The 21,488-nt window shown below is 44.9% G+C and carries 20 protein-coding genes and 1 pseudogene; 13 read left to right on the forward strand and 8 right to left on the reverse strand.

Annotation, left to right across the window (positions count from 1 at the left end; genetic code table 11):
- Positions 1-162: 162 nt before the first annotated feature.
- Complete coding sequence (locus tag MY523_RS07565) at positions 163-1,095, reverse strand: electron transfer flavoprotein subunit alpha/FixB family protein (RefSeq protein WP_250658179.1); 933 nt, start codon at positions 1,093-1,095, stop codon at positions 163-165.
- A complete protein-coding gene (locus MY523_RS07570) occupies positions 1,096-1,845 on the reverse strand; it encodes an electron transfer flavoprotein subunit beta/FixA family protein (protein ID WP_250658180.1) in 750 nt (249 codons plus the stop codon).
- Positions 1,846-2,354: 509 nt separating this feature from the next.
- Here MY523_RS07570 and MY523_RS07575 point away from each other — a divergent pair.
- Both MY523_RS07575 and MY523_RS07580 read left to right on the forward strand, forming a co-directional pair.
- Positions 2,355-4,010: an electron transfer flavoprotein-ubiquinone oxidoreductase gene (locus MY523_RS07575; RefSeq protein WP_250658181.1), complete on the forward strand. Its 1,656-nt coding sequence runs from the start codon at positions 2,355-2,357 to the stop codon at positions 4,008-4,010.
- Between the two features lie 282 nt (positions 4,011-4,292).
- Entirely contained in the window at positions 4,293-5,912 is a 1,620-nt protein-coding gene (locus MY523_RS07580) for an IS1182 family transposase (protein WP_250655547.1), read from the forward strand.
- A gap of 162 nt (positions 5,913-6,074) precedes the next feature.
- Here MY523_RS07580 and MY523_RS07585 read toward each other — a convergent pair whose 3' ends face one another.
- The 3 genes and pseudogenes from MY523_RS07585 to MY523_RS21920 all read right to left on the reverse strand — a co-directional run.
- Positions 6,075-6,653 carry a DUF1285 domain-containing protein gene (locus MY523_RS07585; protein WP_250658182.1) on the reverse strand — a complete coding sequence of 193 codons (579 nt, stop codon included), beginning with the start codon at positions 6,651-6,653 and terminating at the stop codon, positions 6,075-6,077.
- A 28-nt stretch (positions 6,654-6,681) separates the two neighbouring features.
- Positions 6,682-7,578 carry a radical SAM protein gene (locus MY523_RS07590; RefSeq protein ID WP_250658183.1) on the reverse strand — a complete coding sequence of 299 codons (897 nt, stop codon included), beginning with the start codon at positions 7,576-7,578 and terminating at the stop codon, positions 6,682-6,684.
- A 136-nt stretch (positions 7,579-7,714) separates the two neighbouring features.
- Positions 7,715-7,888 (reverse strand): annotated as a pseudogene (locus tag MY523_RS21920) (helix-turn-helix domain-containing protein); the annotation flags it as partial.
- A gap of 785 nt (positions 7,889-8,673) precedes the next feature.
- On the opposite strand from MY523_RS21920, the gene phnR reads away from it, so the two are divergent.
- The 11 genes from phnR (at position 8,674) to MY523_RS07640 (ending at position 19,464) form a co-directional block, all read left to right on the forward strand.
- Positions 8,674-9,393 carry a phosphonate utilization transcriptional regulator PhnR gene (gene phnR, locus MY523_RS07595; protein WP_250658184.1) on the forward strand — a complete coding sequence of 240 codons (720 nt, stop codon included), beginning with the start codon at positions 8,674-8,676 and terminating at the stop codon, positions 9,391-9,393.
- 226 nt (positions 9,394-9,619) lie between these two features.
- On the forward strand, positions 9,620-10,642 hold the full coding sequence (locus MY523_RS07600; protein WP_250658185.1) for a putative 2-aminoethylphosphonate ABC transporter substrate-binding protein: 1,023 nt from the start codon (positions 9,620-9,622) through the stop codon (positions 10,640-10,642).
- Positions 10,643-10,786: 144 nt separating this feature from the next.
- The gene (locus MY523_RS07605) at positions 10,787-11,863 is read left to right on the forward strand and encodes a putative 2-aminoethylphosphonate ABC transporter ATP-binding protein (RefSeq protein ID WP_250658186.1); all 1,077 of its coding nucleotides are present in this window, start codon (positions 10,787-10,789) and stop codon (positions 11,861-11,863) included.
- A complete protein-coding gene (locus tag MY523_RS07610; protein ID WP_250658187.1) occupies positions 11,863-13,635 on the forward strand; it encodes a putative 2-aminoethylphosphonate ABC transporter permease subunit in 1,773 nt (590 codons plus the stop codon). Before MY523_RS07605 ends, MY523_RS07610 begins: the two co-directional genes overlap by 1 nt.
- Before the next feature lie 121 nt (positions 13,636-13,756).
- Positions 13,757-14,869, forward strand: a complete 1,113-nt coding sequence (locus tag MY523_RS07615; protein WP_250658188.1) for a 2-aminoethylphosphonate--pyruvate transaminase — start codon at positions 13,757-13,759, stop codon at positions 14,867-14,869.
- Complete coding sequence (gene phnX, locus MY523_RS07620) at positions 14,866-15,738, forward strand: phosphonoacetaldehyde hydrolase (protein WP_250658189.1); 873 nt, start codon at positions 14,866-14,868, stop codon at positions 15,736-15,738. The genes MY523_RS07615 and phnX overlap by 4 nt, the downstream gene beginning before the upstream one ends.
- Positions 15,739-15,743: 5 nt before the next feature.
- A complete protein-coding gene (locus tag MY523_RS07625; protein ID WP_250658190.1) occupies positions 15,744-16,667 on the forward strand; it encodes an EamA family transporter in 924 nt (307 codons plus the stop codon).
- 132 nt (positions 16,668-16,799) lie between these two features.
- Entirely contained in the window at positions 16,800-17,453 is a 654-nt protein-coding gene (locus MY523_RS07630) for an HAD family hydrolase (RefSeq protein ID WP_250658191.1), read from the forward strand.
- A 19-nt stretch (positions 17,454-17,472) separates the two neighbouring features.
- Entirely contained in the window at positions 17,473-18,033 is a 561-nt protein-coding gene (locus tag MY523_RS07635) for an HD domain-containing protein (protein ID WP_250658192.1), read from the forward strand.
- A 28-nt stretch (positions 18,034-18,061) separates the two neighbouring features.
- Positions 18,062-18,226: an SMR family transporter gene (locus tag MY523_RS21925; RefSeq protein WP_370301446.1), complete on the forward strand. Its 165-nt coding sequence runs from the start codon at positions 18,062-18,064 to the stop codon at positions 18,224-18,226.
- 59 nt (positions 18,227-18,285) lie between these two features.
- Complete coding sequence (locus MY523_RS07640; protein WP_250658193.1) at positions 18,286-19,464, forward strand: aminotransferase class V-fold PLP-dependent enzyme; 1,179 nt, start codon at positions 18,286-18,288, stop codon at positions 19,462-19,464.
- A gap of 97 nt (positions 19,465-19,561) precedes the next feature.
- On the opposite strand, the gene sixA is transcribed toward MY523_RS07640, so the two are convergent.
- Genes sixA through MY523_RS07655 form a run of 3 tightly spaced genes read right to left on the reverse strand, consistent with a single transcriptional unit; the run spans position 19,562 to position 21,426 of the window.
- Positions 19,562-20,044, reverse strand: a complete 483-nt coding sequence (gene sixA / locus MY523_RS07645) for a phosphohistidine phosphatase SixA (RefSeq protein ID WP_250658194.1) — start codon at positions 20,042-20,044, stop codon at positions 19,562-19,564.
- Positions 20,045-20,065: 21 nt separating this feature from the next.
- Positions 20,066-20,338 (reverse strand): DUF4389 domain-containing protein, encoded by a 273-nt coding sequence (locus tag MY523_RS07650; protein WP_250658195.1) that lies wholly within the window; start codon positions 20,336-20,338, stop codon positions 20,066-20,068.
- A 59-nt stretch (positions 20,339-20,397) separates the two neighbouring features.
- Positions 20,398-21,426, reverse strand: coding sequence for an NAD(P)H-dependent glycerol-3-phosphate dehydrogenase (locus tag MY523_RS07655; protein ID WP_250658196.1), 1,029 nt, complete (start codon positions 21,424-21,426; stop codon positions 20,398-20,400).
- Positions 21,427-21,488: the final 62 nt, after the last annotated feature.

A 21,488-nucleotide genomic window follows, 5' to 3' on the forward strand; every position in this document is an offset into this window, starting at 1 on the left:
ACGCTGCGCACGGCGCACCCTATAGTTTTTCCCTCAGTTTCTGGAAAGATGATCTGTTTCGTGTAATCACTACTATTCAGATACAAAAAAGCCCGAATAAATCGGGCTTTTTCAATCAGTTGTAATAATTTATTAATCTAAACTATCACACTAATTAAGCAATTAACCAAGTGCTTTTTCAAGCTCTGGAACTGCTTCGAACAGGTCTGCAACTAGACCGTAATCAGCAACCTGGAAAATTGGCGCTTCTTCGTCTTTGTTAATTGCAACAATAACCTTACTACCAGACATACCTGCCAAGTGCTGGATTGCACCAGAGATACCCACAGCAATGTAAAGGTTAGGCGCTACAATTTTACCAGTTTGGCCAACCTGCATGTCGTTTGGAACGAAGCCAGCATCAACAGCGGCACGTGAAGCACCTACTGCTGCGCCTAGCTTATCTGCAATCGCTTCAAGCATCTTGAAGTTCTCGCCGTTCTGCATGCCACGTCCACCCGATACAACAACTGATGCACCAGTAAGGTCAGGACGGTCTGACTTAGCAAGTTCAGCACTAACAAATGCAGAAACACCTGCGTCCTGAGCTGCGTCAACATTCTCTACAGACGCTGAACCACCCTCTGCAGCTACTGGATCAAATGCTGTTGCACGAACAGTGATAACTTTAATGCTGTCAGAAGACTGTACAGTTGCTATCGCGTTGCCTGCATATATCGGACGCTTAAATGTATCAGCAGACTCTACGCTAGTGATATCGGAGATTTGAGCGACATCTAGAAGAGCAGCAACACGAGGCAAGAAGTCTTTACCTGTCGTTCCTGCAGATGCAAGAATGTGGCTGTAACCTTTACCCAGATCGCTAACCAATGCAGCCAGGTTTTCAGCCAATTGATGGCCATATGCCGCATTGTCAGCCAACAATACTTTACTAACACCTTCTACTTTTGCTGCAGCTTCTGCAGCAGCACTGCAGTTTTCACCTGCAACAAGAACTTCAACGTCACCACCAATAGCCTTAGCTGCAGAAACGACGTTTAAAGTAGCAGCCTTAAGGCTACCATTTTCATGATCAGCAATAACAAGAATGCTCATTTAGATCACCTTCGCTTCATTTTTCAGTTTGTCTACCAGTTCAGCAACATCAGCCACTTTAATGCCCGCTTGACGCTTAGCAGGTTCTTCAACCTTCAGCGTTGTCAGGCTTGGCTTAAGCTCAACACCCAAATCAGCTGGAGAAGTCATTTCTAAAGGCTTCTTCTTAGCTTTCATGATATTTGGAAGAGAAGCGTAACGCGGCTCGTTCAAACGAAGGTCAGTTGTAACAACTGCAGGCAGGTTGAGCGCAACAGTTACCAAACCGCCATCGATCTCACGCGTAACATTTACCTTATCGCCATCAACAGCAACTTCTGAAGCGAATGTGCCCTGAGGCATGCCGGTCAATGCAGCAAGCATTTGACCCGTCTGATTGTTATCAGAGTCGATAGACTGCTTACCAAGGATAACCAGATTTGGCTGCTCTTTTTCAACAACAGCTTTAAGAAGTTTAGCTACATCAAGAGCCTGAACTTCTTCGTCGGTTTCAATTAGAATACCGCGATCAGCACCTAATGCCAGAGAAGTACGTACTTGCTCTTGAGCAACTTTAGGACCGATGGAGACAACTACGATCTCACTGACTACACCCTTCTCTTTTAAGCGCACAGCTTCTTCAACTGCGATTTCACAAAAGGGGTTCATTGCCATCTTGACATTTGTCAGATCAACACCTGTGTTATCAGGTTTTACTCGAACCTTGACGTTGTAGTCGATTACACGTTTAACAGCGACCAGAACCTTCATAGATTCCTCGTTTATTAGCGATTGATTGATTATTGACTCTTACGAATGAAGGAGAGATAGCAAAAAGTCCGCAGCATGAAATGCAAAAGGACATGCTCAGTAGTTCTCCACCCTACGCAAAGCGCCCTAATACTGACTATAAAAATTGAATTGGTCAATACTAATAAGTCAATTCAGAACAATAAATGCCCGTTTTTACCGATAATTCGCAGAACAACTGTTCGCTTTTGATGAGTTGCCTACCCGGCAATAGTCTCGCTAAGTTATTGATGTATTGATTATTTAAATAAATATTGATGTAAGCTAAGTTTCATTTCAAACAAACGTTTGTTTGAAACTCGTTTTAGTATATCCTTTTAGTGGTCAGGGCGTTATAATCCGCGTCCATAAATTGGGCTTCTATATAGAACAAAGAAGCTGAAACGATTTAATAATAAGCATAGGCAGTCGTGCGACCCCTTAAGCTGCTTATATACCTAAACGAGAAGAGATGACCGAGGAGACCTATAGTGGAACGCGAATCAATGGAATTTGACGTCCTAATCGTAGGCGCCGGCCCAGCAGGTCTATCTGCTGCCTGTCGAATACTACAACTTGCACAGGAATCTGGTGATGAATTAACAGTCTGTGTTGTGGAAAAAGGCTCGGAAGTTGGAGCCCACATACTAGCAGGGACTGTTTTTGAGCCAAGCGCTTTAAATGAATTGTTTCCTAACTGGAAAGAACTTGGTGCCCCGCTAAACACCCCCGTTACACGCGATGACATCTTTGTTTTAAAGAATGAAGAAAAAGCAATTAAGGTGCCAAATGCATTTGTGCCAAAAAACATGCATAACGATGGCAACTACATCGTAAGCCTTGGTAACGTATGCCGCTGGCTAGCAGAACAAGCAGAAGGCATGGGTGCAGAAGTATATCCAGGCTTTGCAGCATCCGAAGTTCTATATAACGAAGACGGAAGCGTTCGCGGCATCTTAACTGGCGACATGGGTGTCGATGAAGCAGGCAACCCAAAAGACACTTACATGCCAGGTATGGAACTACTTGCCAAGTACACACTTTTCACGGAAGGTTGCCGCGGCCATTTAGGTAAGCAGCTTATCGAGAAATTCGAGCTTGATAAAGATTCAGATCCACAGCACTACGGAATTGGCATAAAAGAGCTTTGGGATATCGACCCAGCGAAGCACGAGCCAGGTCTGGTCGTTCACACAGCCGGATGGCCTCTGGACGAAAATGGTGCGAGTGGCGGTTCTTTCCTATACCACCTCGAGAACAACCAGGTGTACGTTGGTTTGATTACAGACCTTAACTACTCCAACCCTCACCTTAGCCCATTCGAAGAGTTCCAACGCCTAAAGACCAATAAAGAGATCAAAAAGTATCTGGAAGGCGGTAAGCGAATCTCTTACGGCGCCAGAGCGATCACCAAAGGCGGTTTTAACGCATTACCCAAGATGACATTCCCAGGTGGTTTAATTCTTGGCTGTGATGCAGGAACCTTGAACTTCTCCAAGATCAAAGGCTCTCACACTGCGATGAAGACCGGCATGCTCGGTGCTGAAACTGTGTTTGAAGCTATTAAAGGCGGATCGACAGGTGGCGAAGATCTGGTAGCTTACGCTGACAAATACAAATCGTCTTCAGTGTATAAAGAACTATACGATTCTCGTAATTTCGGCCCGGCTATGCATAAGTTCGGCAGCACGATCGGCGGCGCAGTGGCATTCTTTGAGCAGAATATCCTTCGCGGAAGCCTGCCATTCACTCTGCATGATACGCACCATGACTATGCACAGATGAAACCTGCATCAGAGTGCAAAAAAATAACATATCCTAAGCCTGATAACGTGTTAACGTTTGATCGCCTATCTTCTGTATTTATTTCGAATACAAACCATGAAGAAGATCAGCGATGCCACCTTAAGCTTAAGGATCCCGAACTCCCGATTCGCGATAATTTACCAATGTATGACGAGCCAGCTCAGCGCTACTGTCCTGCCGGGGTATATGAAGTTGTTGAGAACGATGACGGATCGAAGAAGTTCCAGATCAACTCACAGAACTGCGTACACTGTAAAACGTGCGATATCAAAGACCCTGCACAAAACATCACCTGGGTCACCCCAGAAGGTGGCGGTGGTCCGAACTATCCAAACATGTAGCCCTGTCTGCATGACTAAAAAAGGGCTTCATAGAAATATGAAGCCCTTTTTTTCACCTAAGGTAACCGCACTTTTAGCCTTGATGCAGCGAAGCGGAATCAGGGTTTATACTTCACTGCACCCAACATCCTTGATTCCAGTCGTGCCTCCTTACATCACGGCTACGATAACCTAAATCATTAGCAGCCCTTGTAGCCTTGATGCAGCGAAGAGGCTGTGAAAGTATCCATAGGCTCCCCGCTGTATAATATCGTCGCCTAACGACTTCGAAGATATAAGAAAATGGGAAGACAATACAAGAAAACACACTCCCGCGATCAAGGGGATTTGTTTCCGAGCCATATGGATGACTACGTGCATGAGAGGCATCCCATCAGAGCCCTTGATGCCTATGTTGAATGTTTAGACTTAGGAAAGCTCGGCTATCAACATACCTTAGAAAACAAGGTTAATAGCGGGCAGCCTGCCTACCCTCCCGGTGCGTTACTCAAGCTTTACCTCTACGGATATCTAAACCGCATTAAGTCGAGTCGTCGGTTGGAACAAGAGTGCCACCGTAATATAGAGGTGATGTGGTTAGTTCAAGGGCTTAAGCCAAGCTATAAGACGATCGCTAATTTTCGCAGCCAAAACCGGCGTGCGATTCGGGAGACTCATAAAGAGTTTATTTTATTCTGCAAGAAACTTTCGTTGTTTGGAGGCCAGTGCATTGCTATTGACGGCAGTTTCTTTAAAGGAAGCGCGAGCCGCAAGAGCTTTACGACCACCACAGGTCTCAAGAAGAAGCTCAAAAAGCTAGAGGCGCATATCGAGCAATGGCAGAACGAGCTAGATCAGCAAGATGCGCAGGAAAAGGAAGAAGAAAACAAGCCCAGTGATATTGAACTGGAAAAAGTGCTTCAGCAACTCGAAGACTGGAAAAAAGAAAAACAAGATAAAGAGAGCGAATTAAAAAGGTTAGAAAAATCTAAAAAAACACAAGAGAGCAGTACAGACAAAGATGCCCGTTTACTGAACAAAGGAACTCAAAAGGTATCCGGCTACAGCGTACAGATAGCAGTAGATAACAAGCATCACTTGATCGTTTGCGAAGAAGTCACAACGGAGCCAAACGACCTTAAACAATTGCACCCAATGTCGCTAAAAGCAAAGAAAATACTGAATTCAGATGAGTTAGAAGTGCTTGCTGATGCGGGCTATTACAGCGGGGCGCATATTGCTAAGTGTGTAAAAGATAAGATAACACCTTATGTTCCCAAGCCTAAAACGGGGGGTAAAGGGAAAAAGGGAAGGTACACAAAAGACCAGTTCATATATGATGCGAGGAAAAATCATTATGTGTGCCCTGCAGGAGAGTCATTAAACCAACGAGGGTCGCCCCGCACACAGAACGGACAAGTATTTCATCGCTTCAGTGCATCAGAAACAGTCTGTAAAAGCTGCCCCCAAAAAGCAAGCTGTCTTGGGGAGAAAATACCTTGCCGAGTCGTGTGGCGAAGTGAGAATGCAGACCTGCTCACAGCTCATCAAGAACGAATGAAGGTAAGCAAAGGAAAAATGCGCGAGCGAAGTACACTCGTTGAGCACCCATTTGGCACGATGAAATCTAGAGCAGGTTGGAGCCACTTCCTGCTAAGAGGCCAAGAGAAGGTAGCGGCTGAGTTTAGTTTAATGGCGTTATGTTATAATCTCACACGTGCACTTAATGTGTTGGGGTTCGACAGGCTCCTTGAGGAGATAAAAAATAAAGCTCTGTTTCGCCTTAATAGAAGGAGCCCAGAGCTATATTTAAAGGCCTATAAGTATTACCTGTTTCTACAGACAATAATTATAAAGGCCGTTGTAATGACGCCAGATTCGCTTCGAGTTCGTTTTGAAGTCAAAGAATCTCTTGCTTGTTAATACTTTCACAGCCTCGAAGCGGAATCAGGGTTTATACTTCACTGCAACCAACAGTCCTTGATTCCAGTCGTGCCTCCTTACATCACGGCTACGATAACCTAAATCATTAGCAGCCCTTGTAGCCTTGATGCAGCGAAGCGGAATCAGGGTTTATAAGATAGCCTACTGGAGAGCGAAAAATAGTCCGTTACTCCACACACCAATCAACTCCTTACCGTTAACTGTATGACTCTCTGCAATATCTGCCAGGCGATAGAACACATTTCTGTTGAGTAACCCCTTCAGGTTTCTTCTTACTGTTAACAGTGGTACCGGCTCTTCAGATTTCACCCTCCCAACAACCAACTGCCCCTGACTATCCAGAATAGTTTTGTCACCCACATTATTCTCAAAAACAAAAGTAGGCTTACCGTCTATGTCAACAACCTCGAAGTCCACAATCGAAAATGGGGCCACATCTACCGTTATCTTCATTTTCTCAACAGGCGTAACCAAGTAGTAGCTACCGTCATCGTCTAAACGAAGAATTGAAGAAAAGAGCTTTACCATCTCTTTTCTAGCCATTCTGTCTCCCTGATAGTGCCAGCCTCCCTCCCTATCGATACGAATATCAATTTCGCCTGTCAATTCAGGGTTCCATTGATCAACGGGGGGATATTGGCTCTGACCTTTGCTTTGTTCTATATCAGCCAAAACTTGCATTGTTTCATCAAGCTTGTTTACAGGCTTTTTATCAGTCATAAGAACACCCAATTGATGAGTTAAAAGGCTAGAGTCCCCTCTGCCACTCCTGCCTCAACGGAATGGCTCCTGGCTTATTCAATGCCAAGTCAATCTTATCAAGCATTGCTTGCTTATCTTTACCCAGATCTCCTTTCAATACCAGGTAATTGGATGCATGATCAGATCGAAAAACAGTGTTGTTAAGTTCTAAATTAGAGATAAGCGTTCTAATTTCCTGGAAAAGATCGCTTTGCTGAAGAGGCTCATAATCACCGTTAAATCCTTTTCGAAACCGCTCATCTCCCATTGGGAAAGACACAACCAGGGTAGAAACATACTCAGGCTGAGTGTCATTCATCAATTTAGCGGTATTAATAGCATGCTGCTCTGAGAACTTTCTGCCACCCAAACCATTCAAGATCATAACTGAAGATTTAATACCCGCTGCCTTAAGCTTGAGAAGAGCATCTTTCGACGTTTCAAAGGTTTCGCCCTTTTGCACACACTCTAGAACTTTATCATCACCAGATTCGCATCCGACATAAACCATAGCAAGACCAAGAGCCCTCAGTTCAGCTAACTCTTCCACTGTCTTATTTTTTATATTCCTCGGCAGGCAATATGCGGTCACTCGCTCACGGTTTGGGAAATACTTATTAATGCACTCCAGTATTTCCTTTAGCCTTCTGAATGAGAGTGTCATAGCATCACCGTCCGCAAGGAAAAAGCGGCTCATACCTGGCATGTTTAGGGCAACCTGTTTGAGCTCCTCCTCTACCTTGGATATCGGTTTAGGTTTAAATTTTTTTTGGGGCGCTGTGTACATCTCACAAAATGTACACTTGTTGTATGAGCAACCATTGGAAACCTGAAGTATTAATGACCTTGCCTCAGAAGGGGGACGGAAAACAGGCTCTATATAATCCATATCTAAATATTGCATTGAATACCATTCTGCGAACGCTTATACGTTCGCCCTTATATTATCAATTATCTAATTTTTATTGATCGCCATTGATCATCACTAATTCTGTTTACGCATAATATTCGTGCGCAAATACGGTTATTTCTATAGACGCTCATTCATAAAGCTTTTTGATTATTTGTGAAGGCTCTATTCCTGCTGCCAAGCAAATATAAGCAAATATAAGCTCATCTAGTCGCCTTTCACAGTTCTCTATTTTTTGAATAAAGCTATGAGTCACGTCTAATTCGTCTGCCAATCCCCTCAACGACATCCCTTTATTGGTTCTAGCTTGTTTTAACTCTGCTTTAACTCTGCTTTAAGTGCCGCATATTTATCAGATAATACGGTTTTATCAAGTGCAAAAATGGGATCCTATCCTTATAGAGTACCCCATACGGAGACACGTCGCTTTTGTGTACCGTAGTTTGTTGCTAGTACGAACGCATATCCGCCAAGATGGTTGTTCGTGCTAGCGCAAATTACGGTGCCCTTTATTAGCCTAATAATACTATTTAAAGCTTGATTCACCCAAATAAAGTTACACCTCAATGTGCCTATCTTAGAATCAGATAGTAAGCCCCGATGGAATATCAGTTTATTGGATCGGAATTAATAAACGATCAAACAAGTATAACGAATGATCCATTTCGGACAATTTTGCCCACGAAGCAAGCTCCCTTTTTTTGTCTTGACGTATGAGTTGACTGAAGATTCAAGTCGAAGGGTTTTAAGATGGAAATTGGCCTTGAGGAAGAGATTAAAAGCTCAACAAATGGTCTGCTATGTCTATGAATTACGCAATAGAATAAAAGGTGGCCAGTTGGATAATTTGGCCATTTCTCCCCCAAGACGTTTATGATGGAAATGCCGCCAATTTCCTAATACAACCCAATATGAACGTTCAAGAATTGACTTTCATTTCAGATTAACTAGCTTCAGCGACTAAGAAGCATTCCTTTGTGTATCAATAGTTAATATAGTCACGATCACATCATAAAAAAGTAACATTATTGAAATAATATAAACACTGGACTATACCAAAAGAAAAGAACTAACAGGTCGCTACCACTAATGCAAAAAGCCAACGAAAACCAGTACCTTCAACTTCATCAGCATTACCACTACCTCATACAACAAGGAGCCTTGAAGGCAGGCGATAAACTGCCCTCAGAGCGGGAGATAGGAGAACAATTCAGCCTTACACGCATTACAGTGCGCCAAGCCTTGCAAACCCTTGAAGCTGACGGATTAATTTATCGCATGAACCGTAAGGGTTGGTTCGTCTCGCCTCCTACCCTTAGCTACAACCCATCCAAATGGCAGAGCTTCGTTGAGTACGCTTCTAGCCAAGGCTTTACTCCTAATACAGAAGTACTGAACCAAACGCTTGTTCCCGCAGATACAAATATGGCTAACGTCTTCCAGATTAGCAAGGGAACGCTGTTACTCCATCTACACCGCCGCCGGTCCGTAGATGGTCGCCCGATATTGATAGAGCACATATACATTAATCCATGCCTTCTCCCCAATATCGAGCACGAAGAACTGTCTCAATCTTTGACTCAACTGCTCCGCCGTAACTATGGCGAGACTTATCACAGTATGGATCTTTCGTTTAAGTCCACTGCTCTACCCACCACCGCTGCGGCAGATCTGGGAATCCCCACAGGTTTACCTGGCCTTCATATCCAGCGCACTAACTACCGTCCAGATGGCGTGGTATTAGAGCTCGATTATGAGTACTGGCGACATGACGCAGTAACCATTGAAATCAACATGAAGGGTGAATAGTACTTTCGAACTGTTCAGCCTTTGGTTATTGCGCTTCATCTTCTATTTTCAAACTCCGCCCAAACAAAGTTCCATTTACACGTCTTAGCGTTCCTGGCCATTCAAAAAAATCTCAATCAATCATTCATAAAGTCGTCACATTACTGAAACATTATATCTTTAGCCTGACACTTAATCTGGTCTATACCAGTTAACACTAACAACATTTTTAACACGGAGAATACCCATGAAAGGCCTGAATAAATTTAAACGCCTGGCGCTACTAGCAAGTACAGCACTTTGCTCTCTAGCCGTTAACGCGACAGAGTTAACGGTTTACACAGCGGTCGAAGCAGAAGACCTAAAGAAATACGCAGCACGTTTCAACGAGCAACATCCAGACATAAAGGTCAACTGGGTACGAGACTCCACTGGCATTGTGACAGCCAAACTATTGGCTGAAAAAGAGAACCCGCAAGCTGACGTTATCTGGGGTTTGGCAGCAACAAGCCTGATGCTTCTAGATGAGCAAAACATGCTTGAGTCATACAAGCCTCAAGGGTACGACAAGCTTTCTCCGAAGTTCCGTGACAACAGTGAAAACCCTGTTTGGACAGGAATGGATGCGTGGATGGCAGCGGTTTGTTTTAACACAGTAGAAGCAGCAAAGCACAATCTACCCAAGCCATCTTCTTGGGAAGATTTGACCAAGCCTGTTTATAAAGATCACATCATCATGCCAAATCCAAACTCTTCTGGCACCGGTTTCTTAGATGTAAGCAGCTGGTTGCAAATGTTCGGTGAAGGCAAAGGCTGGGAGTTCATGGACTCTCTCCATCAGAACATTAGCCGCTACACACACTCTGGCTCTAAGCCTTGCAAGCTAGCAGCAGCGGGTGAAACGCCAATTGGTATCTCTTTCGCTTTCCGCGCTGCAAAGTCTAAAAAAGCAGGCGCGCCACTCGATATCATCTTCCCTTCAGAAGGCCTTGGCTGGGATATGGAAGCGACAGCAATCGTGAAAGGTACCGACAAGCTAGAAGCTGCGAAGAAACTAGTTGACTGGAGTGTATCTTTAGAAGCTAACAAAACCTACAACGAAGGGTATGCCGTGGTTGCAATGCCAGGCGTAGCCAAGCCAGTTGAGTTCTTCCCAGAGAACGCCGAAGAGCTAATGATCGACAACGACTTTGGCTGGGCAGCCAGCAACCGAGAAAAAATTCTTGCAAAGTGGCAGCAACGTTATGACAGCAAGAGTGATCCTAAATAATTAGGCTCCTAATCATCGGAAGAGTGTTTTGGGAAAAGGACGTTCCCGTTTTAAAGCATACTACCCATTCATTTCAAATTACCTAAGTAACCAGCTCACCACCGGTTATTTAGGTAATCTGACAGACAAGAAGAGACTATACGCATGAGCTCCAAGCCGTATTTGCAACTGAGCGACATCAATCAGTACTTTGGATCATTCCAAGCCCTGAAATCCATTTCCCTGGCTATCGAAGAAGGAGAGTTCGTTTGTTTTTTAGGTCCATCCGGTTGCGGTAAAACGACCCTGCTAAGGGTCATTGCAGGTATGGAGAAACTCTCTCAAGGCTCCATTACACAAGCGGGTCGAGACATTACTCATGCTCCGGTGACAAATCGCGATTTTGGCATCGTATTCCAATCGTACGCACTTTTCCCGAACCTTAATGTGGCGCAAAATGTTGGTTATGGCCTGAAATCAAAAGGCAAAAATAAATCCGAAATACGCAACCGCGTTACAGGACTACTTGAGACTGTAGGTCTCTCCGGTAGCGAAGAAAAATATCCATCTCAGCTGTCCGGCGGCCAACAACAGCGCGTTGCCTTAGCACGTGCGCTAACCACTTCTCCTGGTTTACTGCTGCTGGACGAACCTCTTTCCGCATTGGATGCACGCGTTCGCGCTCATTTACGACACGAGATAAAGCAGCTGCAGGTTAAGCTAGGTGTTACTACTATTATGGTGACCCATGATCAAGAAGAAGCCATGACCATGGCCGATAAGATTGTGGTGATGAACCATGGCTGTATCGAGCAAATCGGAACACCAGAAGAAATATATAGTCAACCGAACACACCTTTTGTCGCTAACTTTGTCGGTGAGATGAATTTCTTAGATGGCCAAATTGGCGCGAATCAAACCTTATGCAGCGGAGCACTTAAACTTGAGTATTCCGAGCTAGAGCGACTTGACGAAACCACACCCGTTAAAGTTGCCGTGCGCCCTGAAGACATTCGATTACGCCTCAATGGTGATCGTCACAATGTTATTTCAGGCACTGTCCTCGATCTCGAGTTCATGGGATCAAAAGTCAGATCTCACTTAGCAATTTGTGAACATAAAGAGCCTATCATCGCGGATATTTCTATGAATGAAATGGCCGAACTAAAGCTGAGTGCAGGACAGACAGTTGAACTGCAACTTCCGAAAGATCGCCTGCATTTGTTTTCGGAGTTAGCGTAATGATAGTTAGTACCAGCCAAAATTTTACTCATAGCCAAGCCATTAATAGCGAAGGTATCGCAAAAAGGAACTGGCTAAAAAGTCGTAGTACGGATGAGTTAGTACTCGGTGGTGCAATGGTTTTTGGCCTTATCGCCTTATTCATTCTAGTTGTCTTGCCACTATACAGTCTGCTTTCAAAAAGTGTTCAAAACCAGAGTGGAGAATTTGTTGGTTTAGCCAATTTCGCGCACTACGTGTCAACGCCAAGTCTCGCTAACTCCTTTGGTAATTCGTTAACCATGGCGCTAATCAGCACCGTGATTGTCACCTCTCTGGCCTTCGGCGCAGCATACGCGATCAGCCGAACCAGGATTAAAGCCAAAGGCGTTTTCAAAATGGTTTTAGTTCTGCCCATTTTGGCCCCTTCGTTATTACCTGCTATTAGCCTGGTTTATCTTTTTGGTAATCAGGGCGTGTTAAAAGAGCTATTAATGGGTGAAAGCATTTATGGGCCTATCGGTATTGTCATTGGCTCCTGTTTCTGGACATTCCCTCACGCCTTGATGATCATTCTAACGGCTATGGGTAATAGCGATGCCCGCCTTTATGAATCCGCCAAGGTCTTGGGCGCATCTCCCTTGCGTACCTTCTTCACAGTAACACTACCCAGCGTTAAGTATGGTTTGATCAGTTCCGCTTTCGTCGTGTTTACATTGGTCATTACTGACTTCGGCGTACCGAAGGTGATTGGAGGCCAATACAATGTGCTAGCAACAGATATCTACAAGCAGGTTATCGGCCAACAGAATTTCGAAATGGGCGCAGCGGTTAGTGTTATCCTTTTGTTCCCGGCAATTCTGACTTTTCTTGCAGACCGCTGGGTGCAACGTCGCCAATCGGCCTTATTAACGTCCAAAGCCGTACCCTGGGTACCAGAACCCCGTCCGTGGACAGATAGATGCTTCCTATTGCTACTGACTCTGACATCCATTGTTATTCTTGGCGTAATCGGAATGGCAATCTACGCATCATTTGTCACCTTCTGGCCTTACAATTTGGACCTTTCGCTCAACAATTATCAGTTTGATTTAATGGACGGCGGAGGCTGGGACGCTTACTGGAATTCAATTCGCATGGCCTGCTATACAGCTGTATTCGGTACCTTTTTCATCTTCTTCAATGCCTATCTAGTTGAGAAGCTAAAGGGATTCATTATTCTAAAACAGGTTTTCCACCTAGTCGCGATCATCCCTTTGGCCGTACCAGGGCTAGTACTGGGCCTAGCGTACATCTTCTTTTTTAATGCGCCTAACAATCCCTTAAATAGCATTTACGGTACGATGGTTATTCTCGTCATCTGCACCATTACTCACTTTTATACTGTATGCCACCTTACCGCTGTCACTGCTCTAAAACAGATTGATCCCGAATTTGAATCTGTATCTGCATCCTTAAAAGTGTCTCAGTTCGCCACGTTCTGGAGAGTATCATTACCCGTCTGCTTACCAGCAGTGCTTGAAATCGCTATCTATTTATTCGTCAATGCCATGACGACGGTTTCTGCCGTCATATTCCTCTACTCCTATAACACCATGCTGGCATCCGTTGCGGTTCTCAATATGGATGATGCTGGAGATATTGCTCCTGCCGCAGCCATGGCCGTCATGATCATGCTGACCTGTATCGTCGCTAAAAGTCTCCAGTGGCTAGTGGGAAATTTCCTTCTCAAGCGAACACAACGGTGGCGATATCGAGAGCAAAGTGAATCGCTTCAGATAGCACCCAGCTAGACGCCCAACAAGTACAGAATCAGGCCCATACGACATTAACAAATAAAACTCAATTTGGATCACGACGAATTTTCAGTCGAGACCAAGCTGTTAATTAAGAAATCAAAGATTAGGTAAAACTATGCGTGAACCCGACTACTACCTTCTGACACCCGGCCCTATCACGACTACACACACAGTTAAGGAGGCAATGCTCACTGATTGGGGTTCATGGGACGACGATTTCAACGAGGTAACTCGCGAAATAAGAAGCAATCTTCTCAAGGCCGCGAATGCCGACGATGAAAACTATGCCTGTGTACCACTGCAGGGCAGCGGCACCTTTGCTGTAGAAGCTACCTTGGCCACCTTGCTTGGCACTGAAGACAAGCTACTCATACTAATGAATGGCGCTTACGGGCAACGCATTGGGAAAATCTGTGACTACCTAAACCGCCCCTACGTTAGCATCAACACGGGCGATTATCTGCCTCCTGACCCTGCAGAGGTTAGGAAAATGCTTGAATCCGACCCGACCATTACGACCGTTGCTATCGTTCACTGCGAAACCAGTTCCGGTATTCTCAACCCTCTTGAAGCGGTAGCGAAAGAGGTGTTCGAGAGCGGTTGTAAGCTAATTATAGACTCCATGAGTGCTTTTGGCGCATTACCTATCGATGCCGACACACTGCCCTTTGATGCACTGATTTCTTCTGCCAATAAGTGTTTTGAAGGTGTACCAGGATTTGGTTTTTCCATTATCAAGAAATCTGTTTTAGAACAGTGTTCAGGCAACGCGCATTCCCTGAGCATGGATCTTTATGATCAGTGGCAGTATATGGAAAAAACCGGTCAGTGGCGTTACACCCCTCCCACGCATACGGTTGCCGCTTTCTCTCAAGCAATGAAAGAACACGCAGATGAAGGCGGTGTCTCTGGACGGCTGGCTCGCTACACGCGCAATCGGGATCTGCTTGTTTCCGGGATGAGAGAAATTGGATTCAACACGCTTCTCGATAGTGAATGGTTGTCTCCGATTATCGTCACCTTTTTGAGTCCAGCGCATCCTAATTTTGACTTTAAACGGTTCTACCAGGAACTGAAACACCGGGGCTTCGTAATCTATCCAGGCAAGCTTACCGAAACCGAGAGTTTCCGCATCGGCTGTATCGGTCAAATTGATACCCCGCAGGTTGCTCGGTTGTTATCCACGATTAGTGAAGTTTTAAACGTAATGGAGATAGAATTGTCATGAGCACAGCTTTTCAACGCGTATTCCAAGGTCAGGTTGAAGCCGTCATTTGCGACTGGGCTGGCACCACCTATGACTTCGGTTCGATGGCACCCATCAGGGCATTTCAATCACTTTTTGAATCCAACGGCGTACCAATTACCACTGACGAAGCACGTGAACCGATGGGGACTGAAAAACGTGAACACATCACTCAGCTGTTAGCGATGCCGCGAATAAAAAAAGCTTGGTTAGATAAGCATGATAAAGAAGCAGATGAACAGGTTATTGATCGACTTTATCATGATTTTCTGCCTTTGCAGCTTGATGCTATTAGAGAATGCGCCCAAGCCATTCCCGGTTGGCTTGATACTGTTAGCATTCTTAAAGATCGAGGTATCAAAATCGGAGCAAACACAGGCTATAACAGAGAAATGCTTGAGACCTTGTCTGAAATTGCTAGAGGTCACGGCTATGCCCCTGAGAGCAGCGTTTGCGCATCGGAAGTTGCCAAAGGTCGCCCTTTTCCACACATGAGCCTAAAAAATGCCTTAGAGCTTGGCGTTAGTGATGTGCGTAGTTGTATCAAAGTTGATGACACAATCCCTGGTATCGAAGAAGGCCTTGCAGCCGGGATGTGGACCGTTGGCGTTGCCGTTTCCGGAAACGAAACAGGCTACAGCATGGAGGATTGGCAGGCTATTGGGCCAGTTGAAAAACAGAACCTTAGAACAAAAGCCATTCAACGTTTTAAAGCAAATGGAACCCACATCATCATCGATAGCGTTGCAGATCTGGCGCTTGCGGTTGATCAAGTTAATGACTGGTTGACCCAAGGGCTATCACCCGATTCTGATCGACTGATGGGGCGCGTCATTAGCGCGGAGTCTTAAGCCGAATGACCACAACCGCTCTGGTTCTAATCCTGATTTCAGCTGTCGCTCATGCTGGCTGGAATTTCTATGGCAAGAAGTTCAGCCCCACCCTGGCATTTTTCTTTATAGTGACGCTGGGAGGATCGGCGCTGTTCTCACCTTATTTGCTATGGCATCTGGATTTAATCGGAGCGCTATCAACCGAAATCATCTGGCTACTGGTGGCAACAGGCTTATTTCAGAGCCTCTATCTATGGGGGTTAGCTGCAGCTTACCAATCAGGAGATATGTCCATCGCCTATCCCATTGCGCGATCTTCACCACTGATAATTGTCTGTATCTCAGCCTTTATTCTGGGTCAACGTGACAGCATCTCATTACAAGCAATCATCGGAATAGTACTTATTGTCGGGGGCTGCTTGCTAGTACCAATGCGGAAGTTCAGTGACCTGAGCCTGGACAACTACCTTAATCGCTCAACCGCCTTCGCAATTCTGGCTGCTTTCTCGACTGCCGGCTATTCTCTCGTCGACGACAAAGCCACCTCTCTCATGCGGAGTTTAAGCTCACCCGGCACAGAACAGGTACTAACAAGTGCAGGTGATATCGCCTTGGTTTATGTCATTTTGCAAGGTATCAGTGCCTCTGTCTGGATGGCTCTTTTCGTTTACTTCTGTCCTAGTGACAAACAGCAAGTGCCCAAGCTTGTCAGAAACTCACTACATCACTGCTTACTTACCGCCGTCATGATGTTCGGAACCTATGCCCTCGTGGTAGCCAGCATGGCTTACGTCAGTAACGTCAGCTATGTCGTTGCCTTCCGTCAGATCAGTATTCCTATTGGAGTGATGATGGGAATAGTTTGGCTTAATGAGCACCTCTACATGCCCAAACTCGTAGGCGTTGCGATCACATTCAGTGGTCTATTAGCGGTTGCGTTAGGATAGTTAAACAAATATGGAAGGCACACAGAACGTATTTTCCAAGCGTTTTTCAGAACACTTGGTTAATCCCTTTAACGTAAAATTTCGCTTAACCTGCGCACCAGCCAGGCAAGGCAAAGTATCTGGATAACACCTATGTCTCTAGCACTATTTGACCTTGATAATACTCTAATCTCGGGTGACAGTTCTCAATCCTTTTCGGAGTATCTTGCTAACAGCGAGCTACGTACTCCTGAAGATTTTCTCACCGTAAACGAAGCCTATATGGCTGACTATGATTCCGGAAATCTGGATCTGTCCGCTTACATGCGCTACACCCTGTCTCCCCTTATCAACCTGGGAAAAATGCAGGTACGAGAACTCATCAATGATTTTCTAGATCAGATTCTACCTTCCCTTTTGCTTCCCAAGGCATTCGATCTACTGGAATCACATAGGGCAAAAGGCGAAGAACTGGTAATTGTTTCTGCCACTGGCACGCACCTAGTTGAACCCATAGCAGAACGTCTTAATGTGGATCATGTTTTGGCGGTCAATGTGGAAGTTAAAGATGGCTTTATAACAGGTGAAATTGAAGGCACGCCAACTTTTCGTGAAGGCAAAGTTGAACGTGCTCAGGAATGGGCAGCTAAACGGGGGCACAATATAGAGCAAGCCAGCTTCTATAGTGATTCACTAAACGACTTACCACTACTAAAGGCGGTAAATCGCCCTGTCGCCGTCGATCCCGATCCGGTCTTGGAAAGAATTGCTCGTGAGCAAACATGGGAAATTATATCCCTACGTTAACACAAAGAGGGTTCAGATCATGGCAAAACTAACAAACAGCTTCATTACTCAATTAGAACGTTTGTACCGAGACTATGGACAACGCCATTACGGCGAAAACTGCACACAGTATGAGCACATGGCCCAATGCGGCTGGTGGGCAGATCAAAAAGGTTATGGAGAAGAGCTTGCCATTACAGCTTTTCTTCATGATGTAGGCCATTTGATAGCAGAAGATCAAGAGATCGAAGGACGTGATGCCCTAGGCTATCCGCAACACGATTCGTTGGCAGAACAATGGTTACTGGAGCAAGGTTTACCAGAAAAAGTTTGTATTCCCATTGGAATGCACGTAGAAGCCAAGCGTTATCTTGTCACTAGAAATAAGTCTTATGAAAGAGGGTTAAGTGAAGCCAGCAAAGCCACGTTAGCGCAGCAAGGCGGACCTTTTACCGAAGCAGAATGCCTCAACTTCGAATCATCCCCACACTTTGATCAAGCTATTCGTCTTCGTGAATTAGACGAATTAGGAAAAGCAGATGATTTCAATCTACCACAACTTGATTATTGGCTTAGGCGTATTGAGAAATACCTTTCTTAACCCAACTAACCTATGGGTACTCCACTAAATGAGTTTCGTTTTCCTTTCCTTAGCAATTCTTGCTGAGGTCATTGCGACCTTTTCGCAAAAGTATACCGAACAATTTCGCCTAATCGGTCCAAACCTCATTGTTGTTACAGGTTACTCCTTGGCCTTTCGAAGAGTAACAGTTAAATTCAACTATAATAGCTAAACTCGACAGCCCAAATTGAGCAAGATTAAACCGTTACTGATCAATAAAAAGGTACTAACGTGAACCACACTCGCCACTCACTCAACGCGCTTGGAACGAAACTAAAAAGTGAATTCCCTCTCCATAACGATATCTGTTATCTAAATCATGCAGCGGTTTCCCCTTGGCCGAAAAGAACACAGCTTGCTGTCTCAAGTTTTGCGGAAGAAAATGCTATTTTTGGCGCGACAAACTATCTTGAGTGGTTAAAAACCGAGTCTGCGTTGAGAGCACACCTGGCCAAGCTAATCAACGCGCCATCCCCCAGTGACATTGCGCTATCAAAAAGCACCTCCGAAGCTTTGTCGATCATTGCCTACGGACTTCAGTGGGAGCAAGGCGATGAGATAGTGATAAGTAATCAGGAGTTCCCTTCAAATAGAATTGTATGGGAGTCGCTATCAAATAAAGGCGTAAACCTCAAAGTAGTGAATATTGATAAGGATGATCCCGTAAGCGCTATTGAAAAGCGGTTAACATCCAAAACAAAACTCGTATCTATCAGTTCCGTTCAATATGCATCAGGGTTGAAAATTGATATTGATCGACTTGGAAAGGTTTGCAAACAAAAGAACGTACTATTCTGTGTCGATGCCATACAGAGTTTAGGGGCATATAAGTTTGATATTGCCCAAAGCCTGGCTGACTTCGTTGTTGCAGACGGCCATAAATGGATGATGGGGCCAGAAGGCCTGGCTTTGCTCTATGTAAAGCCAGAAGTACGCGACAGCATGACGTTAAACCAATATGGCTGGCATATGGTCAAACATCGAGGTGACTACACCCGTAACAGTTGGGAGCTCGCACCCGATGCCACTCGTTTTGAATGCGGAAGCCCAAACATGCTGGGCATTCATGCGTTAAATGCTAGCTTATCGCTTATAAATGAGATAGGTATAGAGACCATCTCTGAAGCGCTTGATAGCAATATCTCTTACCTCATTGGCAAATTGAAGGACATACCCGGAATCGAGTTTGTTTCGTCAATTGAACACCCCCGCCTGGCCGGAATCGTCACATTTACCGTTAACGGCATAGAGCCTAATGAACTGTATAGCGAGCTAATGAAAGCGGGCGTAATTTGTGCCTGTCGGGGTGGCGGCGTTAGATTCTCTCCCCATTTCTACACGCCAGAACATGTGATCGATAGAGCCATTGAAATAGTAAAAACCACAGTATGCCAGTTACAAAATCAGTAATTGGCAGATCTAATCTAAACGAGACTTTTGCACGACTAAAGTTAAGATTACAGTTAAGATCTTGAGTGGTAGATAACCCTACACGCCATGCGTGCTCTTACTGGTTATTATCAACCATTAGTGGCTCAATATGCCTCGCTGTGAAGCAACCATCAAACGGGCTTTCAGCAGTGAGGCGCACAATCATGCCAGTACCAAACGATACCGGGTGAAGAAGGTCTGCATTAACCATTAAGCTGACAAGCTTTCCAACGAGAGGCATATGAGAGGCGATCAACACGGAACTTGCCTCACCATCTAGCTGATAAAGCCATTCAGCCACCTTTGATGGATTGTAATCCGGGGTCAGCCTCTGCTGAATATTTAGCCTGCCCCCTAGCTCCTCTATGGCAATTTGTGCACTCTGCTTAGCTCGCAGGTATGGACTCGACCAGACTTGATCCACGCTCCCAAATTGCTCTGACAAGCCTTTAACTGCGCGGCGAACTTCACTCTGGCCTCGGACGGTCAACTCCCGGTTAATATCGCTATCGGCATTAAATGAAGCCTCACCGTGGCGCATCAAAAAAATGTCTAGCATAGCCTATCTCCACTAATGAGCTTACTTACCCTTCGGCCATTCCGAAAATGGGTAAGGCTTTTTCTCATCGGCATAACTAAGAAAGCGTATTATTTGTGATACATACGTCGCCAAAGAGGCACCAAACTCAGTTAGCCTTTGGTTTGGCCCAGTCCCAAACGTTGTGACAACAGCTTGAAGTATCAGCATAACAATAATTAATAAATCAATTATTTTATAAACGACGTAAAAACCTATCATGTATATAATTCTTAACCAATGTGCTTCTTTATCATACTCTCTGTTATCAGACATAATATTCCCTTTTAAAATTTCTTAAGCATTTTCTGTATATTAGACGTTGTCGCACTTAATTAAACTTCGCTTCTTGGAAGAATAAACTCCACATCCGTACTCTGCTGAGCCAGCATCATTCCACTGATGATGCTCTTTATTTCTTTCTTTTCAAACAAAATTGAGTAAAGGCCTTGAACAAGCGGCATATAAACTTCAAGCTCATCGGCTTTATGCTTAACAAAGCGTAGCGTATTAATTCCCTCTGCGACCTCACCTAGCTCAGCTATCGCCTCGTCGAGATTTTGCCCTTTGCCTACCGCATAACCGACTCTGTAATTCCTGCTAAGAGAAGAACTACAGGTAACCATTAAATCCCCTACTCCCGCCAAGCCGAGAAATGTCATAGGGTTTGCGCCTAAGCATACCGCAAAGCGACTCATTTCGGCCAAGCTTCGGGTAACCAGCATGGACTTTGTGTTTTCGCCCATCCCATAGGCTTCCGCTAACCCCGACATGATGGCATATATATTTTTTAATGCGCCTCCCAGTTCAACGCCGTAAATATCGAGGTTTGCATAGACCCTAAAGTAACTACACCCCAGTAACTCTTGAATGCTAGACCGCACATCTGGCGACTCGCTTGCAATAACGGTTGCAGTTAATGTTTTTTGCGCGATCTCTTTTGCTAAGTTGGGGCCACTCAACACACCAACAGGGTTTTGCGGCAACAACTCTTCTAAAATCTGGCTCATTAGCAAAAATGAGTCGCCCTCTATCCCTTTTGTTGTGCTAACAACTATTTGATTAGGCTTAATATACTGGCGGGCGTTTTCAACGACTGAGCGAAACGATTTACTGGGTATCGAAACAAAAATAATGTCACTTTGGGATACGGCGCTTTCAAGCTCGGTTGTAGCGATGAGGTTGTCATGCAAATGGTAATCTGGCATATACCTTTTATTTTCGCGCATGCGTTGAATATCTTCTGCTCGCTGTTGGTTTCTCATCCACAAAAAAGCACGATGACCATTGGTGGCGGCAATATTCGCAATTGCAGTACCAAAGCTACCACCACCCAATACAGTAATTGTTCTAGTAACTGACATATCTAAACCAGAGTTATAATAATAAGAAAGCCCTGACGCCATCGCCCTGTATGATCTATCTG

This window comes from Alkalimarinus coralli, from assembly GCF_023650515.1.
GTDB classification, from domain to species: Bacteria; Pseudomonadota; Gammaproteobacteria; order Pseudomonadales; family Oleiphilaceae; genus Alkalimarinus; species Alkalimarinus coralli.

What these genes read in the sequence shown, in the direction of transcription:
- MY523_RS07565 (WP_250658179.1), bottom strand. Translation starts at nt 1,095, where the DNA reads ATGAGCATTCTTGTTATTGCTGATCATGAAAATGGTAGCCTTAAGGCT.
- MY523_RS07570 (WP_250658180.1), bottom strand. Translation starts at nt 1,845, where the DNA reads ATGAAGGTTCTGGTCGCTGTTAAACGTGTAATCGACTACAACGTCAAG.
- MY523_RS07580 (WP_250655547.1), top strand. Translation starts at nt 4,293, where the DNA reads ATGGGAAGACAATACAAGAAAACACACTCCCGCGATCAAGGGGATTTG.
- MY523_RS07585 (WP_250658182.1), bottom strand. Translation starts at nt 6,653, where the DNA reads ATGACTGATAAAAAGCCTGTAAACAAGCTTGATGAAACAATGCAAGTT.
- MY523_RS07590 (WP_250658183.1), bottom strand. Translation starts at nt 7,578, where the DNA reads ATGCAATATTTAGATATGGATTATATAGAGCCTGTTTTCCGTCCCCCT.
- phnR (WP_250658184.1), top strand. Translation starts at nt 8,674, where the DNA reads ATGCAAAAAGCCAACGAAAACCAGTACCTTCAACTTCATCAGCATTAC.
- MY523_RS07600 (WP_250658185.1), top strand. Translation starts at nt 9,620, where the DNA reads ATGAAAGGCCTGAATAAATTTAAACGCCTGGCGCTACTAGCAAGTACA.
- MY523_RS07605 (WP_250658186.1), top strand. Translation starts at nt 10,787, where the DNA reads ATGAGCTCCAAGCCGTATTTGCAACTGAGCGACATCAATCAGTACTTT.
- MY523_RS07610 (WP_250658187.1), top strand. Translation starts at nt 11,863, where the DNA reads ATGATAGTTAGTACCAGCCAAAATTTTACTCATAGCCAAGCCATTAAT.
- MY523_RS07615 (WP_250658188.1), top strand. Translation starts at nt 13,757, where the DNA reads ATGCGTGAACCCGACTACTACCTTCTGACACCCGGCCCTATCACGACT.
- phnX (WP_250658189.1), top strand. Translation starts at nt 14,866, where the DNA reads ATGAGCACAGCTTTTCAACGCGTATTCCAAGGTCAGGTTGAAGCCGTC.
- MY523_RS07625 (WP_250658190.1), top strand. Translation starts at nt 15,744, where the DNA reads ATGACCACAACCGCTCTGGTTCTAATCCTGATTTCAGCTGTCGCTCAT.
- MY523_RS07630 (WP_250658191.1), top strand. Translation starts at nt 16,800, where the DNA reads ATGTCTCTAGCACTATTTGACCTTGATAATACTCTAATCTCGGGTGAC.
- MY523_RS07635 (WP_250658192.1), top strand. Translation starts at nt 17,473, where the DNA reads ATGGCAAAACTAACAAACAGCTTCATTACTCAATTAGAACGTTTGTAC.
- MY523_RS21925 (WP_370301446.1), top strand. Translation starts at nt 18,062, where the DNA reads ATGAGTTTCGTTTTCCTTTCCTTAGCAATTCTTGCTGAGGTCATTGCG.
- sixA (WP_250658194.1), bottom strand. Translation starts at nt 20,044, where the DNA reads ATGCTAGACATTTTTTTGATGCGCCACGGTGAGGCTTCATTTAATGCC.
- MY523_RS07650 (WP_250658195.1), bottom strand. Translation starts at nt 20,338, where the DNA reads ATGTCTGATAACAGAGAGTATGATAAAGAAGCACATTGGTTAAGAATT.
- MY523_RS07655 (WP_250658196.1), bottom strand. Translation starts at nt 21,426, where the DNA reads ATGTCAGTTACTAGAACAATTACTGTATTGGGTGGTGGTAGCTTTGGT.